23 protein-coding genes and 2 other annotated features are annotated in these 24,089 nt (G+C 41.6%); of the genes, 1 reads left to right on the forward strand and 22 read right to left on the reverse strand.

Translation table 11 applies throughout. From position 1 onward, the window contains the following. Nucleotides 1-2: 2 nt before the first annotated feature. The 19 genes from P855_RS0109460 to P855_RS0109550 all read right to left on the reverse strand — a co-directional run bounded on the left by P855_RS0109460 (nucleotide 3) and on the right by P855_RS0109550 (nucleotide 19,661). Nucleotides 3-545 (reverse strand): Spo0B domain-containing protein, encoded by a 543-nt coding sequence (locus tag P855_RS0109460; protein ID WP_028783341.1) that lies wholly within the window; start codon nucleotides 543-545, stop codon nucleotides 3-5. Between the two features lie 259 nt (nucleotides 546-804). Continuing rightward, a complete protein-coding gene (gene rpmA / locus P855_RS0109465; RefSeq protein WP_028783342.1) occupies nucleotides 805-1,095 on the reverse strand; it encodes a 50S ribosomal protein L27 in 291 nt (96 codons plus the stop codon). 13 nt (nucleotides 1,096-1,108) lie between these two features. After that, nucleotides 1,109-1,438 carry a ribosomal-processing cysteine protease Prp gene (locus tag P855_RS0109470; RefSeq protein ID WP_028783343.1) on the reverse strand — a complete coding sequence of 110 codons (330 nt, stop codon included), beginning with the start codon at nucleotides 1,436-1,438 and terminating at the stop codon, nucleotides 1,109-1,111. A 12-nt stretch (nucleotides 1,439-1,450) separates the two neighbouring features. Next, nucleotides 1,451-1,762 (reverse strand): 50S ribosomal protein L21, encoded by a 312-nt coding sequence (gene rplU, locus P855_RS0109475; protein WP_028783344.1) that lies wholly within the window; start codon nucleotides 1,760-1,762, stop codon nucleotides 1,451-1,453. Nucleotides 1,763-1,775: 13 nt separating this feature from the next. After that, nucleotides 1,776-1,847 (reverse strand) — a sequence feature (ribosomal protein L21 leader region). A 36-nt stretch (nucleotides 1,848-1,883) separates the two neighbouring features. Continuing rightward, nucleotides 1,884-3,314, reverse strand: a complete 1,431-nt coding sequence (locus P855_RS0109480; protein ID WP_028783345.1) for a ribonuclease E/G — start codon at nucleotides 3,312-3,314, stop codon at nucleotides 1,884-1,886. Nucleotides 3,315-3,331: 17 nt separating this feature from the next. Continuing rightward, a complete protein-coding gene (locus P855_RS0109485) occupies nucleotides 3,332-4,183 on the reverse strand; it encodes a site-2 protease family protein (protein WP_028783346.1) in 852 nt (283 codons plus the stop codon). Beyond that, nucleotides 4,170-4,940, reverse strand: a complete 771-nt coding sequence (locus P855_RS0109490) for a M23 family metallopeptidase (protein WP_028783347.1) — start codon at nucleotides 4,938-4,940, stop codon at nucleotides 4,170-4,172. The genes P855_RS0109485 and P855_RS0109490 overlap by 14 nt, the downstream gene beginning before the upstream one ends. A gap of 650 nt (nucleotides 4,941-5,590) precedes the next feature. After that, nucleotides 5,591-6,388 (reverse strand): septum site-determining protein MinD, encoded by a 798-nt coding sequence (gene minD, locus P855_RS0109495; RefSeq protein ID WP_028783348.1) that lies wholly within the window; start codon nucleotides 6,386-6,388, stop codon nucleotides 5,591-5,593. Beyond that, nucleotides 6,381-7,067: a septum site-determining protein MinC gene (gene minC, locus P855_RS0109500; protein ID WP_028783349.1), complete on the reverse strand. Its 687-nt coding sequence runs from the start codon at nucleotides 7,065-7,067 to the stop codon at nucleotides 6,381-6,383. Before minC ends, minD begins: the two co-directional genes overlap by 8 nt. A 63-nt stretch (nucleotides 7,068-7,130) precedes the next feature. Next, complete coding sequence (gene mreD / locus P855_RS0109505) at nucleotides 7,131-7,649, reverse strand: rod shape-determining protein MreD (RefSeq protein WP_028783350.1); 519 nt, start codon at nucleotides 7,647-7,649, stop codon at nucleotides 7,131-7,133. Beyond that, the gene (gene mreC, locus P855_RS0109510) at nucleotides 7,646-8,524 is read right to left on the reverse strand and encodes a rod shape-determining protein MreC (RefSeq protein ID WP_028783351.1); all 879 of its coding nucleotides are present in this window, start codon (nucleotides 8,522-8,524) and stop codon (nucleotides 7,646-7,648) included. Before mreC ends, mreD begins: the two co-directional genes overlap by 4 nt. Before the next feature lie 11 nt (nucleotides 8,525-8,535). Then, nucleotides 8,536-9,576, reverse strand: coding sequence for a rod shape-determining protein (locus P855_RS0109515; protein WP_028783352.1), 1,041 nt, complete (start codon nucleotides 9,574-9,576; stop codon nucleotides 8,536-8,538). Nucleotides 9,577-9,744: 168 nt separating this feature from the next. Further along, a complete protein-coding gene (radC, locus tag P855_RS0109520; RefSeq protein ID WP_037985751.1) occupies nucleotides 9,745-10,416 on the reverse strand; it encodes a RadC family protein in 672 nt (223 codons plus the stop codon). A 57-nt stretch (nucleotides 10,417-10,473) separates the two neighbouring features. Next, complete coding sequence (locus P855_RS0109525) at nucleotides 10,474-11,043, reverse strand: Maf family protein (RefSeq protein WP_028783354.1); 570 nt, start codon at nucleotides 11,041-11,043, stop codon at nucleotides 10,474-10,476. Nucleotides 11,044-11,232: 189 nt separating this feature from the next. Then, nucleotides 11,233-12,132 (reverse strand): SPOR domain-containing protein, encoded by a 900-nt coding sequence (locus P855_RS0109530; protein WP_028783355.1) that lies wholly within the window; start codon nucleotides 12,130-12,132, stop codon nucleotides 11,233-11,235. 841 nt (nucleotides 12,133-12,973) lie between these two features. Beyond that, complete coding sequence (locus P855_RS0109535; protein WP_028783356.1) at nucleotides 12,974-13,726, reverse strand: prepilin peptidase; 753 nt, start codon at nucleotides 13,724-13,726, stop codon at nucleotides 12,974-12,976. Nucleotides 13,727-13,811: 85 nt separating this feature from the next. Beyond that, a complete protein-coding gene (locus P855_RS0109540; RefSeq protein ID WP_028783357.1) occupies nucleotides 13,812-15,539 on the reverse strand; it encodes a sensor domain-containing diguanylate cyclase in 1,728 nt (575 codons plus the stop codon). A 111-nt stretch (nucleotides 15,540-15,650) separates the two neighbouring features. Then, a complete protein-coding gene (locus tag P855_RS0109545; RefSeq protein WP_028783358.1) occupies nucleotides 15,651-16,949 on the reverse strand; it encodes a bifunctional folylpolyglutamate synthase/dihydrofolate synthase in 1,299 nt (432 codons plus the stop codon). A gap of 69 nt (nucleotides 16,950-17,018) precedes the next feature. Then, a complete protein-coding gene (locus P855_RS0109550; RefSeq protein WP_028783359.1) occupies nucleotides 17,019-19,661 on the reverse strand; it encodes a valine--tRNA ligase in 2,643 nt (880 codons plus the stop codon). A gap of 145 nt (nucleotides 19,662-19,806) precedes the next feature. Further along, nucleotides 19,807-20,041, reverse strand: a binding site (T-box leader). A gap of 133 nt (nucleotides 20,042-20,174) precedes the next feature. Here P855_RS0109550 and P855_RS21805 point away from each other — a divergent pair. Then, nucleotides 20,175-20,363, forward strand: a complete 189-nt coding sequence (locus P855_RS21805) for a hypothetical protein (RefSeq protein ID WP_084315653.1) — start codon at nucleotides 20,175-20,177, stop codon at nucleotides 20,361-20,363. Here P855_RS21805 and P855_RS0109560 read toward each other — a convergent pair. From P855_RS0109560 to hemL, 3 genes are all read right to left on the reverse strand, one after another. Then, nucleotides 20,335-21,369, reverse strand: coding sequence for a hypothetical protein (locus tag P855_RS0109560; protein ID WP_028783360.1), 1,035 nt, complete (start codon nucleotides 21,367-21,369; stop codon nucleotides 20,335-20,337). The two genes, P855_RS21805 and P855_RS0109560, sit on opposite strands and share 29 nt — an antisense overlap. A gap of 77 nt (nucleotides 21,370-21,446) precedes the next feature. Next, nucleotides 21,447-22,478 (reverse strand): stage VI sporulation protein D, encoded by a 1,032-nt coding sequence (gene spoVID / locus P855_RS0109565; RefSeq protein WP_028783361.1) that lies wholly within the window; start codon nucleotides 22,476-22,478, stop codon nucleotides 21,447-21,449. 303 nt (nucleotides 22,479-22,781) lie between these two features. Next, nucleotides 22,782-24,074: a glutamate-1-semialdehyde 2,1-aminomutase gene (gene hemL / locus P855_RS0109570; protein WP_028783362.1), complete on the reverse strand. Its 1,293-nt coding sequence runs from the start codon at nucleotides 24,072-24,074 to the stop codon at nucleotides 22,782-22,784. Nucleotides 24,075-24,089 lie beyond the last annotated feature (15 nt).

Consider the following 24,089-nt stretch of genomic DNA (forward strand, 5'->3'; position numbering starts at 1 on the left):
CATCACCTCTTTACTTCTACATTCATTTTAGCTGTTACTTGATGATACTGTTCTGTCTTCTCAATTTCAACCGACTCGATATATTCTTTTGCTTCGAGAGGTTCTTTTAGCAAAGAAGGATTGCTGAATTTCCCTTTCAACATAATATCAATTGCTATCCGGCCTTCGCTGTCAGCTTCAATGGTCATAAGACCATGATAAAGAACAGAAGAATCGCTGAAGTTTTCCATTGTATGGATGACTTCTTTACATTGGGCATACAGGGTTATATCCTTTTGGCGCAAATCATGCCTGTCCCCTTTAACTTGATATGTAAGCCTGTAATAAGGATGATACCAGTTGAAAGACATCAGCCATAAAGACAAGTAGGGGGCATTCAAGTTCATTAACCGCCGTTCTTCATCAGCGTTAGCCAAAACATCAGCAAGTTTTTCTTTTACCCGATCCATTTTCCCCATTGAAGCATACCCCTGGATCAGCTGCATTTCATTCATCCAATCATGACGGGCATGACGCATCATATCCATGACTTCATCCGCTTGCATACAGGCCCCTCCCCTTCCGATAATTACGTAATAAAAGAATTATAGCAAATATCATTAGTGAAGGCGACTCTGCCTTAAAGTAAGAATTATAAGGATACACGTGTAACACTTATAACACGCCATGTTTTTCATCGGAATACAACTATGCGCCGGAATACCAGTGTACCTGTAACAACCCTTCCATTCCATTAAAAAAAACCGCGCTGATGCAAATGCATAGCGCGGCTTTTCGCCTCGTATTTATCTGGATACCAGCGATTTACGCTTCTTGAGCAGCTGGATAAACACTGACTTTCTTACGGTTACGCCCGTAGCGTTCGAACTTGACAACACCATCAACTTTCGCAAATAGTGTGTCGTCGCCGCCACGACCTACGTTTGTACCTGGATAGATCTTTGTACCGCGTTGACGGTAAAGGATAGAGCCACCAGAAACAAATTGTCCATCAGCACGCTTGGCTCCAAGACGTTTCGCCTCGGAATCACGGCCGTTCTTTGTACTACCTACACCCTTCTTTTGGGCGAAGAATTGCAAATCTAGACGTAGCATGGGTTGCACCTCCTTATCGTTCCGATATCGTTATATATTGATTATAATCTTGTTCAATGGTCTGTAGAGATACCAACATTCCTTCAATCAGCAGCTGTGCCTTCCTTTTTGTTTCTGCTTCCAGATTGTCCGGGAGCATGACTCGCAGGAACCCACCTTCACCGCCTTGATCGATGGCTGGTTCTACCCCGCATAACTCCATGACGGCATTGACTGCTCCAAAGGAGACAGCTGATACAGCTGCACATACAAGATCATGTCCATATGGACCGCTTTCTGCATGGCCTGATATCTCAAAACCAGTCAATTCATTGTCATTACGGTCTATCAGCACTTTAATCATAATACACAAGCCTTACGCATTAATTTTATCAATTGTCAGCTTAGTGTAAGGCTGACGATGACCTTGCTTACGCTTGTAGTTTTTCTTTGGCTTATATTTGAAGACAGTGATCTTCTTCTGACGGCCTTGTTTCTCAACTTTAGCTGTAACAGAAGCACCATCTACGAATGGAGCACCAACTTTAACGTCGTCTCCTCCACCAATGAAAAGTACTTTGTCAAAAGTGACAGAATCCCCATTTTCCCCGTTGACTTTCTCAACGTAGATGGATTGACCTTCTTCCACTTTGAATTGTTTACCACCAGTTTCAATAATTGCGTACATTACTGCACCTCCTCGTAGAACTAAGACTCGCCATCCCAGGTACCAGTTAGGTTTGAAAACCTGTTCTGAGCGGTTGTAGCAGTCGGGTGCTACTAGAATAACATAACGATGTTACCATGATTCAAAAGCTTTTGTCAACATGATAGCCGCGACTTGCCACATATTCCTTAACCGTTTCATCAGATCCAGCCATTTCAATACGATAATCGCTGAGAACAGGATCGATCCGGAAAAAGACTTCCTGTGGAATTTTACTAGATACAGAAGTAGAAAGCAATTGTTTTTTCAAGTCGGCCACATCTGGAGAAATAGCCACCAGAACTGATTCATGAGAGGAATCTTCATATCCTAATAATTCTCTTTCCAGCTCGTATACTGTGGTGACCAGATTCTTATGCACCGTTGTTTCTTCTATTAATTTACTTCGCCAGGAGGGCAGTTCACGTTTCCGGGTTAATTCAAAAAGACCAAGGGTTGTGAAACCGTGGCACCGGGATGGAACAGGATCCTCTTTTAATGCGTTTGATAGAGCTTTTGCAATTTTCCTGTCCCAGTCCCGGGAATCTGTGTTAATGAAATCAATGATGATAATTCCAGAAAGGTTCCTCAGCCTGATTTGACGGGCAATTTCTTTCACAGCAGCAAGGTTGACCTGGTATGCGGTATGTTGTTTGTTCGACCTTCCAGTGAAACCCTGGCTATCGACATCAATAACAACCATTGCTTCTGTTTCCTCTATAGTCAAGTTGATTCCTTGTCCAGCTTCTACCACTGAATTAATCATTTCTTCCTGCGCTGCTTTGATAGAATGGTCTTCTTTATGCCAAAACTTATTCCAGGTAATGCGACTTTTGTATTCTGGGTACCGGTTTTGCAATTGCCTGGATAAATCAACATCATCTACAACACATTCATCAATCAAATGGGCAGGGTATTTCCTTAGTATATGATCCGGAATAAGTCTGGACTTTAAGATTACTCCTGGATTTTTTTTAGAAGGGCCCTCGACACTTTCCTTCCACCTCTTCTTTAGAGCTTTCAATTCTCCTTTTATGATTTCATTTTCCATAGATTGGGCATTGGTCCTGATGATTGCCCCTTCCCCCTCATCCAGCCATTCTGTTACAAGCTGTTTCCACCGTATCTGTTCTTCTTTGGAAATCTTATTAGATACAGATACCTGGGCTCTATGGGGTAAATATATGATATATGCGCCTGGAATAGTAATATCAGTTGTGAGGAGCGGTCCCTTGTTGCCGACTCCATCTTTTTTTACTTGAACATAAATATATTGCCCTTCTGTAAGTAACGACTCTATCCTTCCAGTACCGCTTTTCACATCCTCCTGACGTATAAAACCATTGCTTTTCATACCTATATTAACAAAAGCTGCTTGCAAACCCTGCTCGATTCTAACAACCTTCCCGAGATAGACATCGTCTATTTGCGAACGGCTGGTATCCCGATCGAAATACACTTCCATTAAACGGTTGTTTTCATAGAGCATGGCGGCCTTCTCGGTTGTTCTATTGGAAATAAATAACTGTCTCATCTTTTACCTCTTTCTATCTACTGATACAACTCACGTACAGGAAGGTTAGGGTTTCCATAAGTGAAGAAATGTTTCAAACAATCACTTTCTTTAACCACTAACTTTTCTCTCCTGTCTTTACATACGTACAGAAACTGTCTATCATTCCTCATCCGGACCAGTACAGTCCATATGGTTTCATATGGATCTATCGGGTGTGTTACCACTTTAGCCGGAGATGGCGGTTTTCGGTAACGGTGCATCAGATAACGGATAAACAAATAATAACGTCGTTTCCATTCTAGCCGATTTTCTAACAACAAGAAAGCTGCCAATAGGCATCCATGCAGCGTAAAATAAGAAGATACTGTCAGCACAAAGATAGCCACAGTTAATAATACACAGGATAAAATGATGGCAAGGTGATGGGATTTCCGGTAAGGAAAAAAGCAATTAAGAAGGTAAAACAACAACTTCCCTCCATCCAATGGCCAGATTGGCAAGAGGTTGAATGCAAAAATCAGCCAATTGTATGAAATTGCAATATTGATCAGGTTCGATGAGGCAGGTAAGAAAATCATCCATGCATAAAGAATACTCAACATCCATATATGTTGAAAAGGTCCGGCCAGTGTCACAAAAAGCTGCTCTCGCAAAGGACGGTTTCCATGCTCCTCCGCTTCCATCGTTCCCCCGAAAAGCCATAAGGTCACCTTCCTGATACGCCAGTTGAAAGATTTTGCCATACGGTAATGGCCCCATTCATGGACGAGCACTATTAAAAATAAAATAAGGAGCTCAATAAAAGCCCCTGTAATCAAAGAAGTAAAAACAAATAATATCAAAATCGGATGCAGATGAAGATTAGAAATAAATTCACGGAGTTTCATCAACTTTTATCGCCTCAACAGGATCTATATATTTATTATCCTTTTCAACTGCAAAAAAGAAGCTGCCGGCTTTTCCTTGTTCAGGTTTCACGCTCCCAATGACATCGTTTGGCTTCACATGTTCATAAAGATGCACATCAATGGATGATAAATAACCATACGTACTTTTACTACCATCCACATGCTGGATGATAATGGTTTGCTCCGTTTGTGAATCTTTTCCGGCAAACACAACGGTACCTTCATCCATTGCAACGACTTCAGAAGGTTGCTCTGAAGTCATGACTATGCCTTTCCCGTGCGTTTGAAAAGTTTCGCTTACGACTCCGCTGACCGGTAATGCTGCTTGATTTGGCTCTACACCCTGATCTGGTTCCACCAATTGTAATGGACTACCAAACTTGTCTTGATACCATGAGGTTACTGCAGCAAATGGAAAATCTTCATTCATATTATGCACCACCCATGCTTTGGGCTTTTGTAACCATCCAGCTTCCATTTGCACTATGCTCGCAACAGCAAAAAATAAACAGGATGCAATAATCAGTTTCAATAAGAAAAATCCTGTTTTTGGTTCCTGCTTTTGTCCGGCTTGTCCAGGTGAAGAGTGTGCAAACGGAAGATATCCATGTTTCTCCTCTTCCTGTACAGAGTAATACATAGCCTTTGGCATGTCGGCATACTTCTTTTTATTTAAGTTTTTTTCACGCTTTCGTGACGCAATATTTTTACGCACTTTTTCAATATCTTTTCCCATAGCAGCCCCGTCCCTTAAATGAGATTTGTACAAGTCTATGTGTAAAATCCCACAAGTATGAATACCGAAAAAAATACTGCCTCCAAACAACTTAATAGCAGGCTCTTTCTAACTGTTATTTAGTTGTTTTTTATAAAAGGCCTATTCCATTATATGGCCGTATTGTGGAAGACTTGATTTCGAGATGTTTGGTAGAGTTTAGGGGCGTGGGGGAAGGATTCGCTTTCCGCGGGGAAGCCGGCAAGCCTCCTCGAGCTAAAGCTCTGCGGGGTCTTGCCAGTCTATCCTTTCCCGCAGGAGTCTCAACCTTCCCCCATGCCCCTTGCCAATATAAAGCACTCGAAATCGTGCTTGTACTTTCTGTGTTATAAATACGCTATTCCTGATAAAGTTTCGAGACACAAATAAACGTATGGCGGCGGGGAAAACGGTGAGACTCCTGTGGGATGAACATGATCGGTGAGATCCCGCAAGGCGAAGCCTGAGGAAGCTCACCACATGCCCACGGAAAGCGACCCGTTTTCCCAGCCGCCATAATCGCTACCTGTAATCTCGAAACTGAGTCTTCAGCAATTGGGAGCTTATGTGTAAATTTAGTTCTGAAATTAGAGACATAAAAAAGACTGCCTCTACAGAGACAGTCCGGGGGATCAGCTTCGAATTCCAAAGAATTTTTTAACTTTAGTGAAAAAGCCTTTTTCTTCATCAAAAGAAAGCAACGGAACTGATTCACCTAATATCCTTCGCGCTATATTCCGATAAGCAAGCGATGATTTTGTATTTGGGTGCAGGGCTACGGGTTCCCCACTGTTAGATGCCTTGATCACTTCATCATCATCTGCAACCACACCTAGTAAATCGATGGATAATACAGATACAATTTCATCCACATCCAGCATATCTCCAGTTTGAACCATATGATGACGGATACGATTGACGATCAATTTGGGTGGCTCGATATCTTCCTGTTCTAATAAACCAATGATTCGATCGGCATCCCGAACACTCGATTTTTCCGGATTGGTAACGACAACTGCTTTATCCGCACCGGCTACGGCATTTTTATACCCTTGTTCGATTCCTGCCGGACAATCGATGATTATGTAGTCGAACTCCTGTTTTAATTCATCTGCAATTTTTTTCATGGCTTCTGGTGTCACTTCGGATTTGTCACTTGTTTGTGCTGCCGGAAGCAATTGCAGACAATCAAAACGTTTGTCGGGAACTAAAGCCTGTTTGATTTTCACCCGCTCTTGCACTACGTCCACAAGATCGAAGATAATACGGTTTTCAAGCCCCATAATTACATCAAGGTTCCGTAACCCGATATCCGTATCAATGAGGCAAACTTTTTTACCAAGTAATGCAAGTGCTGTACCGATATTGGCAGTAGTTGTTGTTTTACCTACCCCACCTTTACCAGAGGTTACAACAATAGCCTCACCCATTAAGCATTCTCCTTTCAAAACTGCTGATGTCCGGCCTTTTTTTAATGATATCCTGAAGACGGTCAATCAAAATTTTGTCTTCATTTTCATTCAAATAGCCGCATTCCATATAGACGCCCTCTGTCTCATGATCAGGGGCTCTGCTGATTGCATCGGCAATTCTTAATTGGCTCGGCTGCATATATGAAGCGGCGATGACAGCACGGGAATCTCCATCAACGCCAGCATGCGCAATCCCTCGGAGGCTTCCCATCACAAAAATATTACCTGAAGCCATCACCTTGCCACCAGGATTGACATCTCCGATCAATAATAAGTCTCCCTCAACATTGATCACCTGTCCTGATCTTACTACCCTCACTAAAGGCTTTACTTCTGCATGCTTTTTCCATTCTGAAGCTTCCTCTATTGTTAGGACATTAGATTCTATCTTTCCGACCACAAGATTCTGGTTTTCCCTTACTACTTTTTTCAGCGTTTCTTTTTGTTCTCTGGTAACATACCGGTTCCCAAGTTGAATATTAACCGATATCAGCCGGTCTTCCTCCAGCAAAGCATTCAGAGAAAGTTTTTCTTTTAATTCTTCCAGGACATTTTCATAGGCACATTGGTCATCTATTTTTAAAATTAACCCGTCCCTCGTGCCTTTAATTGTTATTAGTTGTTGATTTGCTATCACCTTAGTTCCCTCCAGCCTGCAAGGATCCGCTTCCCAATGCAATAGGGAAGATCAGTTGCTCAGTCAATTTGCTGCCCACTTTTCCAGTTTTCCTTTTACAATCGGATAGGCAAGTAAAAAGAAGAGTAGATTAGCTATCCCCGTCGGCAGCATTCTCTTTGTCAAAAACGCTTCCCACGTCATTTGGGTCACTTGGACGAAGGAGTAAATCGTATATAAAAGTAATTCTGTCAGAGCCAGGCCAAACAATGCCAATAAGACAGCTACAATAAAGTTTCCGTGAAGCATTTTTTTAAGCCCGTGAGCTAAATAGATGACGATGCCATACGTAAACATATAAACCCCTAAAATACTTGTATAAACCATATCAATCAATAGACCGAACAGAATTGCATATAACAGGGAGTAATAGGTATCATCGTTATCAAAAAAAACAGCGATAAGTATCAGGATCACAAGTACCCAATGAGGGGTAATCAGTAAATCCGAATAAGCTAAACTTGCTGGAAGCAGGCTCATAGCAAGTCCTTGTAAGACAAGCAGAAAAAGTAATATCAAAGGAAGATAGAAACGTTTTCTCATTCCTCTTCCTCCTCATTTTTTTGCTCCATATCATAGGTAGGCATGCTCCTGTCTACAATCATTACCTGATTGATGTCATAAAGATCAGCGGCAGGCTCTACATAAGCCGTTTGTGTCAAACCATACTGATCCATTTCAACCTTGGTAACTTCTCCAATCAGTAAACCTGCCGGAAAGACTCCGCCTTTACCAGATGAAACAACCTTTTCTCCTTTCTTAATCTCTGCGTCATAGTCAATTTCTTTTAATAATAATGACTCAGTTTCTTCATCATATCCCTGAATCAAGCCGTGAATTGGCTGATCTTCCTGCCACACCCATGCAGAAATACGGTTGGACAAACCGAACCCGCTTAGTAACCGGACAGTAGAATGAAACTTGTCGGTTGACTGAATCTTTCCGATCATTCCTTCACCTGTGATAACTGCCATATTCCTCTTAACTCCATGAGCCTCGCCCCGGTTCACAATCATCTGGCTGAACCATCTCTCTGAACTCCTTGCTATGACTGAAGCATCGATAGGCTCATAATCTGTCAGGCTATCCTGGTATTCGAGACTTGAACGAAGTTCTTCATTCTCTTTTTTCAGCATCTGATTTTCTTGCATGATACTTTTATATCGGGATAGACGCGATTTCAATATTTCGTTCTGCTCATATGTTTTACTGATGTCCTGTATATTTTCGTAGGTGCCTTGGATGAATTGTACGGGCTGGTTAAATATTGTTTGTATCCACCCGACGGAATCATGGACAAATTTCTCCGGCCAGGTGAGTTCACTTCGCTCTCTTAGCGAAAAGCCAATCAATGCGACGAGCAAAATGAAACTGACGAGTATAAGAATAAGTCGTTTTTTTTTGAAAAAAGAAGGCATAGAACCGTCAGTTACTCCATTCTGGCTCTAGAGGCCACGTTTGGCTGCGCCTTAAATTGATGGATGTATTCCAGCGATTTCCCCGTACCAATCGCCACACAATCAAGCGGATCGTCAGCAACAAAAACAGGCATCTTTGTTTCATCGCTGATAACTTGGTCCATATTCTTCAACAAGGCACCGCCCCCAGTCAATACAATCCCTCTGTCCATGATATCAGCTGCCAATTCAGGAGGTGTTTTTTCCAATGTATTTTTCACCGCATCGATAATAGCATCTACTGTATCTTTTAATGCTGTAGAAATTTCAGCAGCATTGATAGAAATTGTTTTTGGCAGCCCTGTCAATAAATCTCTTCCACGGATATCCATCTCTTTATCTTCTTCAGGACTACCGGCTGCACCTATTTCCATTTTGATATTTTCGGCGGTACGTTCTCCGATCATCAGGTTGTATTGCTTCCGAATATACTGCATAACGGCATCATCCATTTCATCACCGGCTAATCTGATAGACTGGGAAGTAACAATTCCGCCTAAGGAAATAATCGCTACTTCTGTAGTCCCGCCACCGATATCTACTACCATGCTTCCAGTCGGCTCCCATACAGGAAGCCCTGCTCCAATAGCAGCGGCAAAAGGTTCTGCAATCGGATACGCTTCTTTCGCCCCGGCTTGCTTAGTTGCATCAATGACCGCACGTTCTTCGACCATTGTAATTCCTGAAGGAACACAGATCATCACATTCGGCTTTCTTGCAAAACTAGATCTATTTTTCATCGCTTTATTGATATAATATTTCATCATTTCAGCTGTCGTATCATAATCGGCTATGACGCCATCTTTCATAGGACGTACAACAGAAATATTGCCAGGTGTACGACCAATCATATTTCTGGCAGGATTCCCAACTGCTTCAATGTTTCCTGTCGTAATGTCGCGGGCTACTACAGAAGGCTCCCGGACTACGACTCCTTTATTTTTTATAAAGACCAACGTGTTCGCTGTACCTAAATCAATTCCTAAATCCTGTGAAAAACCAAATAAACCCAATACCGATCTCCCTTTCTACTCTATCTCGAGGGTATTCTAGTCATCTAATAATTTTATTTTCCAGTTAAGCAAGAGAAAGAAGCGCCCATTATAAGATCCAGCTTATAAAAAGGCGCTCACTTTCACTATCTATTCAATTATACGAAAAAAATGAAGAAATGGATAGTCTTACAAGTATCCTTTTTCCTTTAGAGAAACAAATTTCCGATCCCCTATCACTAAATGATCTAACATTTCAATGCCGATCATCTTACCAGATTCTGCTAATCGCCTCGTTACATTGATATCTTCCTGCGATGGGGTGGGATCGCCAGAGGGGTGGTTATGAATGCAAATAATCGATGCTGCTGAACGTTTCACCGCTTCTTTATAAACCTCTCGTGGATGAACGATGGAGGCGTTGAGACTTCCGATGAAAATCGTCTGCCGATGCAGAACTTGGTTTTTGGTATTTAGAAAAAGGCATATGAAATGTTCCTGTTTAAGCCCTCGCAACTCTTCCATAACAAAATCCGCCCCATCTTCCGGGCTGCGAATGATATAACGTTCCGGCGGCTTCATTCGATGAATTCTTTTACCTATTTCCAAGGCTGCCTGGATGAGCACAGCTTTAGCTGTACCTACCCCTTTGATCGCTGTCAACTCTTCAATAGTGGCGTCCTTTAAAAGATCCAGACCCTCAAAATGTATCAGCAAACGCTGGGACAAGTTCATCACTGAATCGTTTTTCGAGCCGCTGCCAAGAAGAATGGCTATCAGTTCCTGGTTTGATAAATGACGGGGGCCATGTTCGATCATACGCTCCCTGGGCCTATCAGCTAAAGGCACATCTTTCAACATAACCTGAGCACCTGACAAATTCACTACACCCTTTCCTGTTTTTCCTCACAGATTTTTTCAGGATGGAGTGATGTCAAATTTTTCAAGCTCTTTCACCAGAAATGCAATAGGCAGACCGACTACATTATAATAATCACCTCGAATTCCTTTTACCAACAATGCTCCCTTGGTTTGAATCCCATAACTTCCTGCCTTATCAAAAGGGTCTCCGGTATTTACATAACGAATGATGTCGGCTTCCGTCAACTCCATGAATTTCACGATGGTTTTTACGGCAAAGATTTTATATTGATCATAACCCCGGATTAACACACCAGTATGAACTTCATGTGTTTTGCCGCTTAATAACTGGAGTGTTTCGATTGCTTCCCGTCTGGTCTCCGGTTTACCCAGCACTTTTCCCGCAAAACTCACGACGGTATCCGCCGTTACTAATACTTCATTCTCTGTTGTAACAATTTGTTCAGCCTTTAGCTGTGCTAGTCTTTGAACTAACATCTCAGGCTCTTTATTACTGATAGCAGTTTCATCCGCATCACTGGTTCTTACTTCAAACTGAAAGCCAGCCAATTCAAGCAGACTCTTCCTTCTAGGTGATGCTGATCCTAATACTAATGATTTCTCCATCCTGACACCCTTCCCAAAAATCAACTGTGAGGTTCTAACCAGTATATGAAACTTTTTAGAATTAATAAAAGGAGATATATAGCAATTCAACTTATTCTTTATTGTACATTATCTGATTTTTTATTATAAGCTTATCCTGTTTCCTTGTTTAATAATTACAGAAAAATAAAAAATAGGCACTTAATGCACCTATTTTTTAAGAATATTTTCATAACCTTTCCAAACTTTTAACAAAAGCACATCTTGTTGACTACGATCACTTGACTCACTTAAATCTTTTATAGCGGCTTTGAGTTCTTTGAATGTATCATTTTCAGGCAGACGCCCGGCAAGCTGATTCCATTCCTCAGTTGTTTCTTTTCCATCCATTGTTGCATAGAATAAATCAGCGAAACCGCTGAGGGGTTCCGCTCCTTTTATGTTCACCTTTTCAGTTGCTGCAACTTCCCAGGGTTTAACATAGGTTTGAAGATCGTCTGCCTGTAATGAAGATGCTTTAGCGTTGGCAGCCTCATAACTCCCAGCCAGACCGGTAAACAGGAAAACATCGCCCTCCCGTTCCCAAATGACGGTAGGATATCCTTCATCTATATAATTTTCGCTCCACTCCTCGGCTTTCTCCCTGCTCGTAAAATATCCGGCCTGTACCACATATGCTTTGACAGCTGAAAGATTAATATCGGTCACCCTCCCTGTTGTTACGGGTGCAGCATTCTCTGTATCTCCTGTGGATGGGGCAGTACTTGAAGGCGTTGCACCATCACTTTCAGTAATACCCACGAACATACGGAGCAAAATAAAGCCGAGCAGGAGTCCTAACAATAGAGCGGCAACGACTGAAACGATGACATTCTTAACGGGAGAAGTAAGCTTTTTTTTCCTTTTTTTCTTTTTATAATAGGGATGTTTTTTCCAAGCTTCAGGTTTGATTACTTTTTTTTGTTCTGCGTGTTCGTATTCATATACTTCAGCTGTAGCAGCCTGTTCTTCCTGAGAAGTAACAACCTCCTCGATTGCTTTCTCTTCTTCCCGAGGGATCAATGTCTCTTTACCATTCATCCTAATAGAGATTTTATCCTGCTTGTCCACTAGATCCACCACCTCTGGGTCATTTTGTACTACTCTACCAAAAGTGTTTAAAAAAAGTAGACGAAACTTGTCACCAGAATGCCATTAACGTTCGACAATTTATTTTTAAGCAGTCATTCACTAGTTAAAATACTGTTAAACGGTGATGCAGGGTTTTCATATGAGACTTATTCAACAATATGGCCGGATTAGGGAAGACTTGATTTCGAGATATTGTTGAAGTTGAGGGGCTTCGGGAAACGATTCGCTTTCCGTGGGCGTGTGCTGAGTCTCCTCAGGCTTCGCCTTGCGGGGCCTCACCTATCACTCAGCTCCCACAGGAGTCTCACCGTTTCCCTACGCCCTTTGCCATAAAAAGCACTCGAAACCATACTTGACGAAACCTCACTATGATAATTTTGAAAGAAAACGTTGCATCCTTTATATTCTTTATAAATGGCTCAAGATGAAGATTTCAGCTACACACATGAAGAGGCCGTTTATTACTAAACTGGCTGGATGGGCAGGGAAATGACGAGACTCCCGCGGGAGAAGGGGCTAGGCGAGATCCCACAGGGCGTAGCCCGAGGAAGCTTGCCAGGTCCCCCGCAGGAAAGAAATAAATGCGTAATCGCCTTGGGAGACACGACACGCATAAGCAGAACAGCAAAAGGGAAGTGTTCTTTCTTCCCGTTGATGGACTGCTTATGTCGCGAGTGTCTAGGCGATGCAGCTGGAAAGCGAGTTGTTTCCCGGACCATTCCATTCCACTCATGGTAACGGACCCGACTATCTCGAAACTGAGTCTTCAGCAAAAGGGAGCTTTACTGGAAAATTAAAACTGAGGTTTAACGGCATCTTGTTAGAAGAAAGCAATGTACCATGTCAGGATTTTGTCACTATAAAAGTAGGCGGTCAAAGTTCCAAAGATGATAAATGGGCCAAAGGGAATGGGTTGTTTCCTTGCTACTTTCCCCGAAACTAGAAAAGCCATGCTAAGGCAAGCCCCGCTTATGACAGCCAGAAAAAATGAAACCATCATCCCCTCTATTCCCATGGCGAAGCCTATGATTCCAAATAACTTCATATCTCCAGCGCCCATACCTCCTTTACTAAGAAGGATAATCATCCCTATGAGGAAAATTCCGCTAATCCCCCCCAGAAAAGCATTGCTCCAGGTAATCGTAGGATGCAGCATACGAAGGACGAAAAATAACGAAAAAAATGTGATCAGTACTTTATCCGGAATATACATATAAGTCATGTCGCTGACAAAAATGATGCTAAACAGAGATATCAATAATAAAACCGTAAAAAGTTCAACTGTTGATCCGAAGATATAATAACTGTACGCGAATAAACTTCCAGTGAAGAGTTCTACAAAAGGGTAAATTATAGAGATAGAGGTCCGGCAATACCGGCATCTTCCTTTCAGATGAAGATAAGACAAAACAGGGATTAAGTCCTGCCATGAAAGCTGGTTGCCGCATGAGGGACAGTGCGAACGCTGATGTTGCAAAAGTGTTTGTTTTGGGATTCGAAAGCCGACTACATTAAAAAAAGAACCGAATACCAAACCAATAATGAAAAAATAAACTATAAAAATGAAGTTCATCAAACATTCTCCTTCGGGGATAGTGGGGTTGGTTGAGGAAAAACGGAGATAAGGTAAAGCATTTACCAGAGATAGCTGCATAGAATTACTCGGCTATCCCCAGTAAACTTTCATAATTGGCAACTTTGTTGCGCCCTTGTTGTTTTGCACCTACGTACATAGCCCGGTCCGCATGCCGGACAAGCTCAAGGGCTTCTTCACAATGGTCAGGGTAGTTAGCTACCCCTATACTTGCTGTAATAGAAACGGCTACCGGACCATTCTGGTTTACAATATGGTCATAAGCATAAAAAGTAGTTGTTGCCAGACTTTCTCTTAATTTGTCAGCGATATTCATTGCTTTCCTTAGCGGATAGCCCGGCAACAGAATCACAAACTCTTCTCCACCATAGCGAGCCACCAGACCTCCCTTTCCATTCACGTTATTCAGCAAATCTGCTACACTGCATAGGATCTCGTTACCACTTTGGTGACCATATGTATCATTCACTGCCTTGAAATGATCAATATCCAATAAAATAAGGGAGATGGGATGATTGAAATTTTTATTGGTGAGAAATGTTTTTTCTAATTGCTCTTCAAAGTAACGGTAATTATATAGATTTGTGAGAGGGCAGCGTTCACTCTTATTTTTAGTGAACTCATAATTGTTTGCATTCTCAATAGCTACAGCCAGATAATTGGTCAAAATGTCTACGATCATATATTGATACTTCTCAAATGCGCGCTTATGGTTAGAAATAACTGTTATAACCGAAAAAATTTCATGATTTCGATAAACAGGAAGTGATAGAACGCTTTCTCCATCATCAGGGATATACCCGCTTTTCAAATGAAGCCATTCGCGTTGGTTATTGTACCGTACTCCCTTTCCTTCCTTCCATACATAGCCGCTAACACCCTCCCCTGGTCTTAAGGTGAATTCCGGAAAGCTATGTTCGCCACTTCCATCATAAAAGCGAATCAAGGATAACCTTTCATCATCTTTCACATTAAAAATATAAATATATTTAAGAGGCAGCAGATCTGCCACACGAAAAATGAAAAGGTCAATCACTTCCTCCGATTTCAGACGTCCTGTAAGCTCATGACCGATATCACTCGTCTTTTGCAAATATCCATTAATCTGCTTACTGGTATGGTAAAGCATTAGCATGGCAGAAATTAATACAAAAGGGATTCCTACATAATAAACCGCTACAACTCCTAAATCAGAATATAGTCTGTACAATACGAAACCAACAGGGAAAATAAGCACTGTGGTATAGGTTTCCCATAAAGTAGCACGATCTATCAATTGAAATGTCCGCTTTTGTAATAGCACTCCTATTACCTTTATTAATGTCTGATTCACCAGAAATATAGTTATCGCATAAGCCAGAATAGGAAAGATATCATACAAATCATTATAGGCTTTTGTACCATGTTCTCCGCCTAAAAGATAATAGGTTGCTCCCCCAACGATACTAGTCACCAGAAACATCAGCATGTTCATCGGAAATCGGTGCAGATCTTCACGGGCGATCCGCACCTTTAATAACAGGGAGATAACACCAATCTGCGTGAGGACGATTTCCATGAATAAGCCGAAATAAAGAAACACTGCGAGACTGACTCCCTGGATCAAAAAGATTGGTCCCTCTTTGAATAGGAGAGGAAATAAAGAGACAATACAAATTAAAATGGCAAAAGAGAATAGATCCACCATTATCCCTCCAAAAGCTGGTTCCATATAACTATAAACTCCATATAAACTAATCGGCCATACAAAAAGCCAGGTCAACCATATGGCAATCCCCTTCTCTTTTGTCATTACATGCATCTCCCTGCATCAAATCTATTATATTTTTACCATTTATTGCTTGATGATGAATGCAAAAGATGCGCTTTTACCGTGAGCAATTTTCAGATAACTATTATATTATCATACCTTTGACCTATATTCAAAGTAATTTCTGACATCAGAGATGAAATATAATGAACCTGCCACAAGTAATACGTCGTCATAGGTCATTTTGCCTATCATGTTTTCGATAGCTTTCTCCCAGTCATTTTCCACACAAGCATTGTCTCCATCAAAAAAGAGCTTTAACTGCTGCGCATCCATTGCCCGAGGAAAGTTAAAACTTGTGAAAGTGATGTGATCGAAATGACCTTTAAGCTGCTTCAGCATTCCTTTTACAGGTTTATCTTCCAGGGCAGCATAGAGCAAAAATTTACGCTTGCCAGTGAGATGTTCATCCACAGTTCTCATCAGGGTTTCCATCCCCTCTTCATTATGTGCTCCATCCAGGATAACCAAAGGACTTTCCGATATCTTTTCAAATCTTCCAGGCCAACTTGTTGACATAATACCATTATAGTAATCTTCTGGACGGAACGGATACCCTTTATCACGCAACACCTCCATAATTTCTATGGCTGTTCCAGCATTCGCTTCTTGATGTCTGCCTTTCATGGAGCTTGTCAGTAGTCGGGATTGATAGGAACGGTTGGAAAAGTAAAAATGTTCTCCTGCTTCATCACTGCGTTCATGCTTTACAAAAAACTCATGGTTCAAGCGAAAAAGTTTCGAGGATGTTTCCTGACATTTTTGCTCTATTACTCGAATAGCTTCTTCATTTTCTACAGCAGTAACAACCGGGACATGATTTTTGATTATACCAGCTTTTTCCAAAGCGATTTTTTCGTAGCTGTCCCCAAGAATATTCATGTGATCGAGACCTATATTAGTTATAGCTGCCACGGCTGGTTGAATGATATTAGTAGAATCAAAGCGCCCGCCTAACCCGGTTTCCAAAATGATAAAATCAAGATTTGCCTGTTTGAAATATAGTAAGGCCATGGCCGTAATGACTTCAAATTCGGTGGGTTCTCCTAAATGTGTCCGGCCTATCTCTTCAGACAAGGGCTTAATCGTTTCTACTAACTGCAGCCAATCATCATTTTGTATTGGTTTTCCATTCACACTGATACGTTCATTGAAGTGAATAATGTATGGAGAGGTGAATGTACCGACATTCTTACCCTGTGCTTCCAGCAGATTACGTAAAAAAGAAAGTGTCGAACCTTTTCCATTTGTTCCGGCAATATGGATGGCATTCAACTCTCGCTCTGGATGGCCCAGTTTATCCATCATCCATTCCATCCGTTTCAGCCCTGGTTTAATTTTGAATTTTTCCCGACTGTGAATCCATTCTATTGCTTTTTCATACGTCACCATCTGATCCTCCTCGCTTCACAACAAAGAGAGGGCATCCCCTCTTGGAACACCCTCAAGTTTTCCTGTTCTTTACGATTTCAACTCTTTAATCCGCGCTTCTACTTTTGCACGCTTATCTAGATAGTCGGTTTCTTTTCTGCGTTCTTCTTCGACTACGTGCTCTGGAGCTTTACTGACAAAACCTTCATTGGAAAGTTTCTTCTGGACTCGCTCCACTTCTTTATCCCATTTTTCTCTCTCTATTTCCAGACGTTTGATTTCATCTGCGATATTGATCAGTCCAGCTAATGGGAGGTAAAGCTCAGCACCCGTTACAACAGCAGACATCGCTTTTTCCGGGGATTGCAGGCTTGTTGCTATTGTAAGTTCACTTGGGTTACAGAAGCGTTCCAAGTAGTTGCGATTCGCCTCTAATTCTTTCTCTACTTCTTCATTTTTCGCCTGAATCATCAACTGAATCTCTTTGGACATCGGTGTATCCACTTCCGCTCGAATATTACGAACGGCACGAATGATATTTACGAGTCGTTCCATTTCACCAACAGCATTCTCATTATCGAATTCCGGCTTCACTTTCGGCCAGGCTGCCTGGGTAATAGACTCACCTTCATGCGGTAAATTCTGCCAGATCTCTTCTGTAACAAATGGCATGAATGGATGCAGCATCCTCATGATATAATCCAGTGTATACGCAAGTACCGAGCGAGTTGTTTTAATCTTCGCTTCATCTTCACCATATAAAGGCAGCTTTGCCATTTCAATATACCAGTCACAGAACTCATCCCAGATGAAATTATATAGGTGACGACCAGCTTCCCCGAATTCATAGCGGTCGATATTCTTAGTCACTTGTTCTACCGTTTGGTTCAAGCGAGTCAAAATCCATTGGTCTGCTACCGATTTTTCTCCGGACAAATCAATATCTTCATATTTCATATCTCCCATATTCATTAATGCAAAACGGGAAGCATTCCATATTTTGTTGACAAAGTTCCAGGTTGATTCTACTTTTTCCCATTGGAAACGCAAATCCTGCCCAGGCGCTGACCCTGTAGATAAGAAATATCGTAGTGAGTCCGCTCCATACTTTTCGATGACATCCATCGGATCTACCCCGTTACCAAGAGACTTGCTCATCTTCCTGCCTTCAGCATCCCTGACCAGACCATGAATCAAAACGTCTTTGAATGGGCGACGATCTGTAAATTCGATGGACTGGAATATCATGCGGCTCACCCAGAAAAAGATGATATCATAACCTGTGACCAGGGCATCAGTAGGGAAGTGACGTTGAAAATCTTCATTGTTTTCATCCGGCCAGCCCATTGTGGAGAATGGCCACAATGCGGAGGAGAACCATGTATCCAATACATCTTTATCCTGCTCCCAATTTTGTTCATCCTTTGGAGCTTCTTTGCCTACATAAATTTCACCAGTTTGTTTATGATACCAGGCCGGGATACGATGCCCCCACCATAACTGTCTTGAAATACACCAGTCCCGGATATTTTCCATCCAGTGAAGGTAAGTTTTTTCAAAACGATCCGGTACAAAGTGCACTTTGTCATCACCTTGCTGAAGCTTAATCGCTTCCTTCGCAAGCGGCTCCATATTGACAAACCATTGAGTGGAAAGGTAAGGCTCAACGACAGCCCCACTACGCTCGGAGTGACCTACGGAATGGTCATGATCTTCAATATCAAATAAAACACCTTGCTCCTGCAAATCCTTCACCAGTTGTTTACGGCATTCAAAGCGGTCCATTCCCTGGTACTTGCCTGCGTTTTCATTCATGGTACCATCTTCATTCATAACCAGAATCCGTTCTAAGTTGTGACGGTTTCCAATTTCAAAGTCGTTCGGGTCATGGGCGGGAGTGATTTTCACTGCACCTGAACCAAATTCCATATCCACATAATCATCTGCAACAATTTCAATTTCGCGGCCGGTAACAGGCAATGTAACCTTTTTACCGATCAGATGCTTATAGCGTTCATCTTCAGGATGTACAGCTACTGCAGTATCGCCTAACATTGTTTCCGGACGTGTAGTAGCTATTTCAATATGACCGGAGCCATCACTTAATGGATATTTCATATGATAAAAATGCCCGGTGACATCTTTATAAATAACCTCGATATCAGAGAGGGCGGTTTTCGTAGCTGGATCCCAATTGATAATGTATTCACCACGGTAAATCAAATCTTTTTCATATAGTTTCACAAAAACTTCTTTAACTGCATCAGATAACCCTTCATCTAAGGTAAAACGCTCCCGGGAGTAATCGAGTCCAAGGCCCAGTTTCTCCCACTGGGTGCGAATGAAATCTGCATATTCTTCTTTCCATGACCAGGCCTGTTCCAGGAATTTTTCTCTGCCTAAATCATAACGGGAAAGGCCTTGTTCTTTCAGTTTGGCTTCTACTTTTGCCTGGGTTGCGATACCTGCATGGTCCATGCCTGGCAGCCATAATACATCGTACCCTTGCATCCTTTTTGCCCGTGTTATGATATCTTGCAATGTAGTATCCCATGCGTGACCAAGGTGTAGTTTACCGGTAACGTTCGGTGGCGGGATGACAACTGTATAAGGTTCTTTCGATTTGTCACCTGTTGCTTCGAAAAATTTTCCATCCACCCAATATTTGTACCTTCCTTTTTCAACTGTCGTCGGTTCGTACTTTGGCGGTAATGATACTTCCTGTTTGGTCATAAAGCATTTCCTCCTTTAAGTAAATAAATAAAGTGCCGTGTTAGAAAAACTTTGCTTGTCGCTATGGCTTATAACGAAAACCTAAGATTTTTATTTAACAAAGTTAAACTTTTATAAAGTAAAAATAAAAAAATCCCTTCCATCCAAAAAGGACGAAAGAGATTAATCTACGTGGTACCACCTTTATTCACAAGGTAAAACACTTCTCCCTTGTGCACTTCATTCGTTAACGGTTTCAAACCGGCTTCTTCTACTTTTTCCCTTTCAAAGAAGCTGCATCCGGGGTGACCTTCCAGCACGCAATATTCCGGAAAACTTTCAGCATATGTTTTCCTCTCTGTGGGTTTGCATCCTGTACTCTTCCCCATCACGGCATTTCACGTGTTCAATTATATTTCATATTGTATAGAGAAATGTATTTAAAATCAACAGTTACTTAATTTCTGCTGCTAAAATCCGCATTTTCATCATTTTACCCAATTCATCATATTTTATAAAAAAGAGGTGATTAAGATGAGCAGACTGTACCGTTACCGGCTTCCTCCCTGGTGTCGCAGGTGGCTTTATATTATTGAAAAAGCGATGCTGCCGCTGATGATTTTTCAATTACTGCGCACACTCATATTTCCGACAACGCTGGATGTATTTTTGCTTGGTATATTCATAGGAATATTCATTGCGTTTCATCTGGAGTGGATATAGACTCGTTTTCTTTTACCTGCTGAGCTTGAAAAGAAGAAAAAAGAGATTCGGCAATCACTCGCCCATATACCATACGCCGAAAACTCTTCTCTAATCTCTGTACCTTTTCAAGCTCACTTGAATGTTCATCCGCTGTCAACTGATCCAGTCGATGGAAATAATGGTGAGGATCAATTAGATGAATCGCTAAAAAAAGACGCTCCTGGTTTGTTATCCCATATAATTGCTCATAGACATGAAATTTCTTTGAATATGCTTCAACAGGACTGTCATGAAAACGAAAATCATTTAAAAAGAACCTGCTGACATCCAACATGGCAGGTCCAACAAACATTTGCTCCCAATTCAGAAAATAACTATGCCCGTGATATTGGATGATATGATCGTTTTTTAAATTTCCGTGATTCATAACCTGAGGGATTTCCCCGGAAATGTTTTCCCGATCAGGAAACTCCCGAAATAAATCTTTCATAAATTCTAATGAATAATGAATCTGCTTGTATTGTGAACAAACAGCCAGTCCCAAGGGGGACATATAACGACGCTTTTCGAACCCTTCTATCTGAACAAGCAGTTGCTGATGTGCCTGCTCACTGGCTTCTTTCCTATTCCCCAAATATTCAATGTAGTGATAATTGTCCTGAGATGTCTGCTTTGTTTGTTTATGCAATATTCCGAGGCTTCGATAAAAACTTTCTATATCATGACTGGGATACTCATCCTTGGTGTGCTGCACCCATGGTGTAAGATAATAAAGCCATTCTTCACTTTTTACATAGGAGCGGCTATTTTTTGTTCGGGCTAACGGTGGAGCAAGGTGCCCACCGTTAGCTTCCAGCCAGTCTACGATGGAATTCCATTTATTTTCTTCATTGGAGTGATAGCGGGATTGTTTTAGGGCAAAATCACCGTAATCGGTTTGAATGCGATATAGCTTCTTAGTAATTTGTTCAGCTCTTTGGATCGACATTCCATACTTGTCGATAACCTTTTGTAAGTAATTCAAAAAAATCCCTCCCTCAAAACAGATCGGGCTGCCGAGGAAGGGATGGATCTTCCAGGACAGCCTTTTTAAGAATCCTATTATGATTGCGAAGGAATATAAATGATTTTACCAGGTTTAAGATCATCCTCGAATACATTATTCACCTTCGTCAAATGAGTGATAGAAATTTGGTAGCGGTCTGCAATACTTTCCAGTGTATCTTCCTCTTGAACGATACACATTTTCATCTTCGTATAGGTTTCTTCCCGGTCTTCAAACATACTGAACAGTAATTGATTGCCGAGATTACGGCTTTCAGCCTCAGTTTCTCCCTCGTCATCCTGCCCTTCCACTTCATCCCCCTTATATTCCAGTGAAGGAGATGCTTCATAGGATGGAGAAGGACTAGGCTCATTTTCTTCTACTTCCGGAGCAGCTTCATGGTTGAAAAATTCAGAGAGAGTCTGGACTTTTTTATATTTCCAACGATCCCCGCTTGAAGATTCCGATTTAGATTCCACAACTTCTTCCTCCATGACTGGATTCTCCTGCTCGAAAGATGAAGTATTTGCCTCAGGAGAAGCTGAAGCTTCATCATTTTCTGGATAATCCACTTCAAATTGATAAGATTGTTCCCAGGCAACATTGTTTTCGCTCCTTGCCTCGGACTCTGCCGCCCCCTCTTTTTCTCTTTCCGTCTCTTCTATTCCGTGAATCGCAATAGTTGCATGCAGCTTGAGCTGGTTTTCTGAAGGCAACTCATAATCAAAAACATCAATACTAACAGATACATCATCTACATTTTCAACCCGATTTCTGGGTATGGATACCTCTACAGGAAACTGATGATAAAACTGACTTGCACCCTCTTCTTCCTGTTCCACCCTTTCAACAATCTTCCTGGAAGGGAAAGGAGCTACAGTTTCCGTATCTGATTCCTCATCTGTTTTAGCAAAGTATTCACCAGTAAGGTTGATCGCTCCTTGAATCAATACTGTCTCATCCAAGGGATGTATGACAATTTCCGGATCCAGTGAAATCCCCATCAGCTCTTTGACTTCCTGTCCTCTTTCAAACCATAACGATTCGTCTAAATAAAATGAAAACACATTCTTGTTATCATTAGTCACGTACTTTCCTCCTCCCTTATGACGCAACATCCATCTCTGTTCCACTTTATGCACAGAAAAGGTAAAATATACGAATCAATAAGAAAACCCCGCCTGCCAACTCCAATTTAATTTTAAAATTATGCAGATGAGAGTTATGCTCCACAACATCTTAGTGATCTGAATCAGTCGATTTCGTATTATTCTTTAGAGTCAAGAGACAGCAGGAAAGGGAGGTTAAACACAATAAGGCTTAGAGGAGATTTTCCTCTAAGCCTTATTCAAACAAACGCATAACAGATCTTATTACAGCAAATATGTGAGTTAATTTTTACGGTTTTCAGTGAAAATTTTTCTTGCTGCTTCAATCGTCTTTTCAATATCTTCTTCCGTATGAGCAGTAGATAAGAACAATCCTTCAAACTGGGAAGGAGGTAGAAAGATGCCCTCTTCAACCATTCCACGATAATATTTTGCAAATAAATCCAGATCTGAAGCACTGGCTGTTTCAAAGTTATAGACGCCTTCCTTATTAAAGAAAAAGCCTACCATGGAGCCCGCACGATTGACAGAGAATGGAATATTATTTTCAATTGCTGCATTCGTAAAGCCTTCGATCAGACGATCCACCTTTTTATTGATTGCTTCATAAGCAACTTTATCCATTGCTTTCAGTGTTTCATACCCTGCTGTCATTGCTAGTGGATTTCCTGACAATGTGCCTGCCTGATAAATGTCACCTATAGGTGCTACGCGCTCCATAATTTCCTTTTTGCCACCGTAAGCTCCCACAGGAAGCCCGCCACCGATGACCTTACCCAGGCATGTCATGTCCGGCGTTACACCAAAATGTCCCTGTGCACAGTTATAGCCTACGCGAAAACCGGTCATCACTTCATCAAAAATCAATACAGTCCCATTATCTTCTGTAATTTTACGAAGCTCCTGCAGGAAATTACCCTGTGGAGGTACAACTCCCATATTTCCAGCTACAGGTTCGACAATTACAGCTGCCAGATCATCACCAAATTGTTCAAATGCATAGCGGACACTTTCCATATCATTATATGGTACAGTAATCGTGTTTTTGGCGATTCCCTCTGGAACACCCGGGGAATCAGGGAGCCCAAGTGTAGCTACTCCTGAACCTGCTTTAATCAGGAGGGAATCTCCATGGCCATGGTAGTTCCCTTCAAACTTCAAAATTTTGTTCCTGCCTGTGTAGCCTCTTGCAACACGGAGCGCACTCATTGTTGCCTCTGTACCAGAATTCACCATGCGTACCATATCAATAGAAGGCACACGATCAATGACTAACTGAGCAAGTTTATTTTCGATTTCTGTAGGGGCACCAAAACTTGTCCCTAATTCTGTAATAGATTTAAGTTTTTCTACGACACGGTCATCCGCATGGCCGAGAATCAACGGACCCCAGCTTAATACATAATCAATATATTCATTTCCATCGATATCATAGATTTTTGAACCTTTTCCTCGTTCCATAAACACCGGGTCCATATTTACAGATTTAAATGCGCGTACCGGTGAATTCACGCCACCTGGCATCAGCTGCTCTGCTTCTTTATATGCTTCAATTGAACGGTCAAATTTTTTCATTGCTAACGCACCACC

The organism is Thalassobacillus devorans MSP14 (genome assembly GCF_000496835.1).
Classification (GTDB): domain Bacteria; phylum Bacillota; class Bacilli; order Bacillales; family Halobacillaceae; genus Thalassobacillus; species Thalassobacillus devorans_B.

Bases quoted from the DNA above. Each gene is read 5' to 3' on its own strand.
- P855_RS0109460 (WP_028783341.1), bottom strand. From the start codon at position 545: ATGCAAGCGGATGAAGTCATGGATATGATGCGTCATGCCCGTCATGAT.
- rpmA (WP_028783342.1), bottom strand. From the start codon at position 1,095: ATGCTACGTCTAGATTTGCAATTCTTCGCCCAAAAGAAGGGTGTAGGT.
- P855_RS0109470 (WP_028783343.1), bottom strand. From the start codon at position 1,438: ATGATTAAAGTGCTGATAGACCGTAATGACAATGAATTGACTGGTTTT.
- rplU (WP_028783344.1), bottom strand. From the start codon at position 1,762: ATGTACGCAATTATTGAAACTGGTGGTAAACAATTCAAAGTGGAAGAA.
- P855_RS0109480 (WP_028783345.1), bottom strand. From the start codon at position 3,314: ATGAGACAGTTATTTATTTCCAATAGAACAACCGAGAAGGCCGCCATG.
- P855_RS0109485 (WP_028783346.1), bottom strand. From the start codon at position 4,183: ATGAAACTCCGTGAATTTATTTCTAATCTTCATCTGCATCCGATTTTG.
- P855_RS0109490 (WP_028783347.1), bottom strand. From the start codon at position 4,940: ATGGGAAAAGATATTGAAAAAGTGCGTAAAAATATTGCGTCACGAAAG.
- minD (WP_028783348.1), bottom strand. From the start codon at position 6,388: ATGGGTGAGGCTATTGTTGTAACCTCTGGTAAAGGTGGGGTAGGTAAA.
- mreD (WP_028783350.1), bottom strand. From the start codon at position 7,649: ATGAGAAAACGTTTCTATCTTCCTTTGATATTACTTTTTCTGCTTGTC.
- mreC (WP_028783351.1), bottom strand. From the start codon at position 8,524: ATGCCTTCTTTTTTCAAAAAAAAACGACTTATTCTTATACTCGTCAGT.
- radC (WP_037985751.1), bottom strand. From the start codon at position 10,416: ATGTTGAAAGATGTGCCTTTAGCTGATAGGCCCAGGGAGCGTATGATC.
- P855_RS0109525 (WP_028783354.1), bottom strand. From the start codon at position 11,043: ATGGAGAAATCATTAGTATTAGGATCAGCATCACCTAGAAGGAAGAGT.
- P855_RS0109535 (WP_028783356.1), bottom strand. From the start codon at position 13,726: ATGAACTTCATTTTTATAGTTTATTTTTTCATTATTGGTTTGGTATTC.
- P855_RS0109540 (WP_028783357.1), bottom strand. From the start codon at position 15,539: ATGACAAAAGAGAAGGGGATTGCCATATGGTTGACCTGGCTTTTTGTA.
- P855_RS0109545 (WP_028783358.1), bottom strand. From the start codon at position 16,949: ATGGTGACGTATGAAAAAGCAATAGAATGGATTCACAGTCGGGAAAAA.
- P855_RS0109550 (WP_028783359.1), bottom strand. From the start codon at position 19,661: ATGACCAAACAGGAAGTATCATTACCGCCAAAGTACGAACCGACGACA.
- P855_RS21805 (WP_084315653.1), top strand. From the start codon at position 20,175: ATGAGCAGACTGTACCGTTACCGGCTTCCTCCCTGGTGTCGCAGGTGG.
- hemL (WP_028783362.1), bottom strand. From the start codon at position 24,074: ATGAAAAAATTTGACCGTTCAATTGAAGCATATAAAGAAGCAGAGCAG.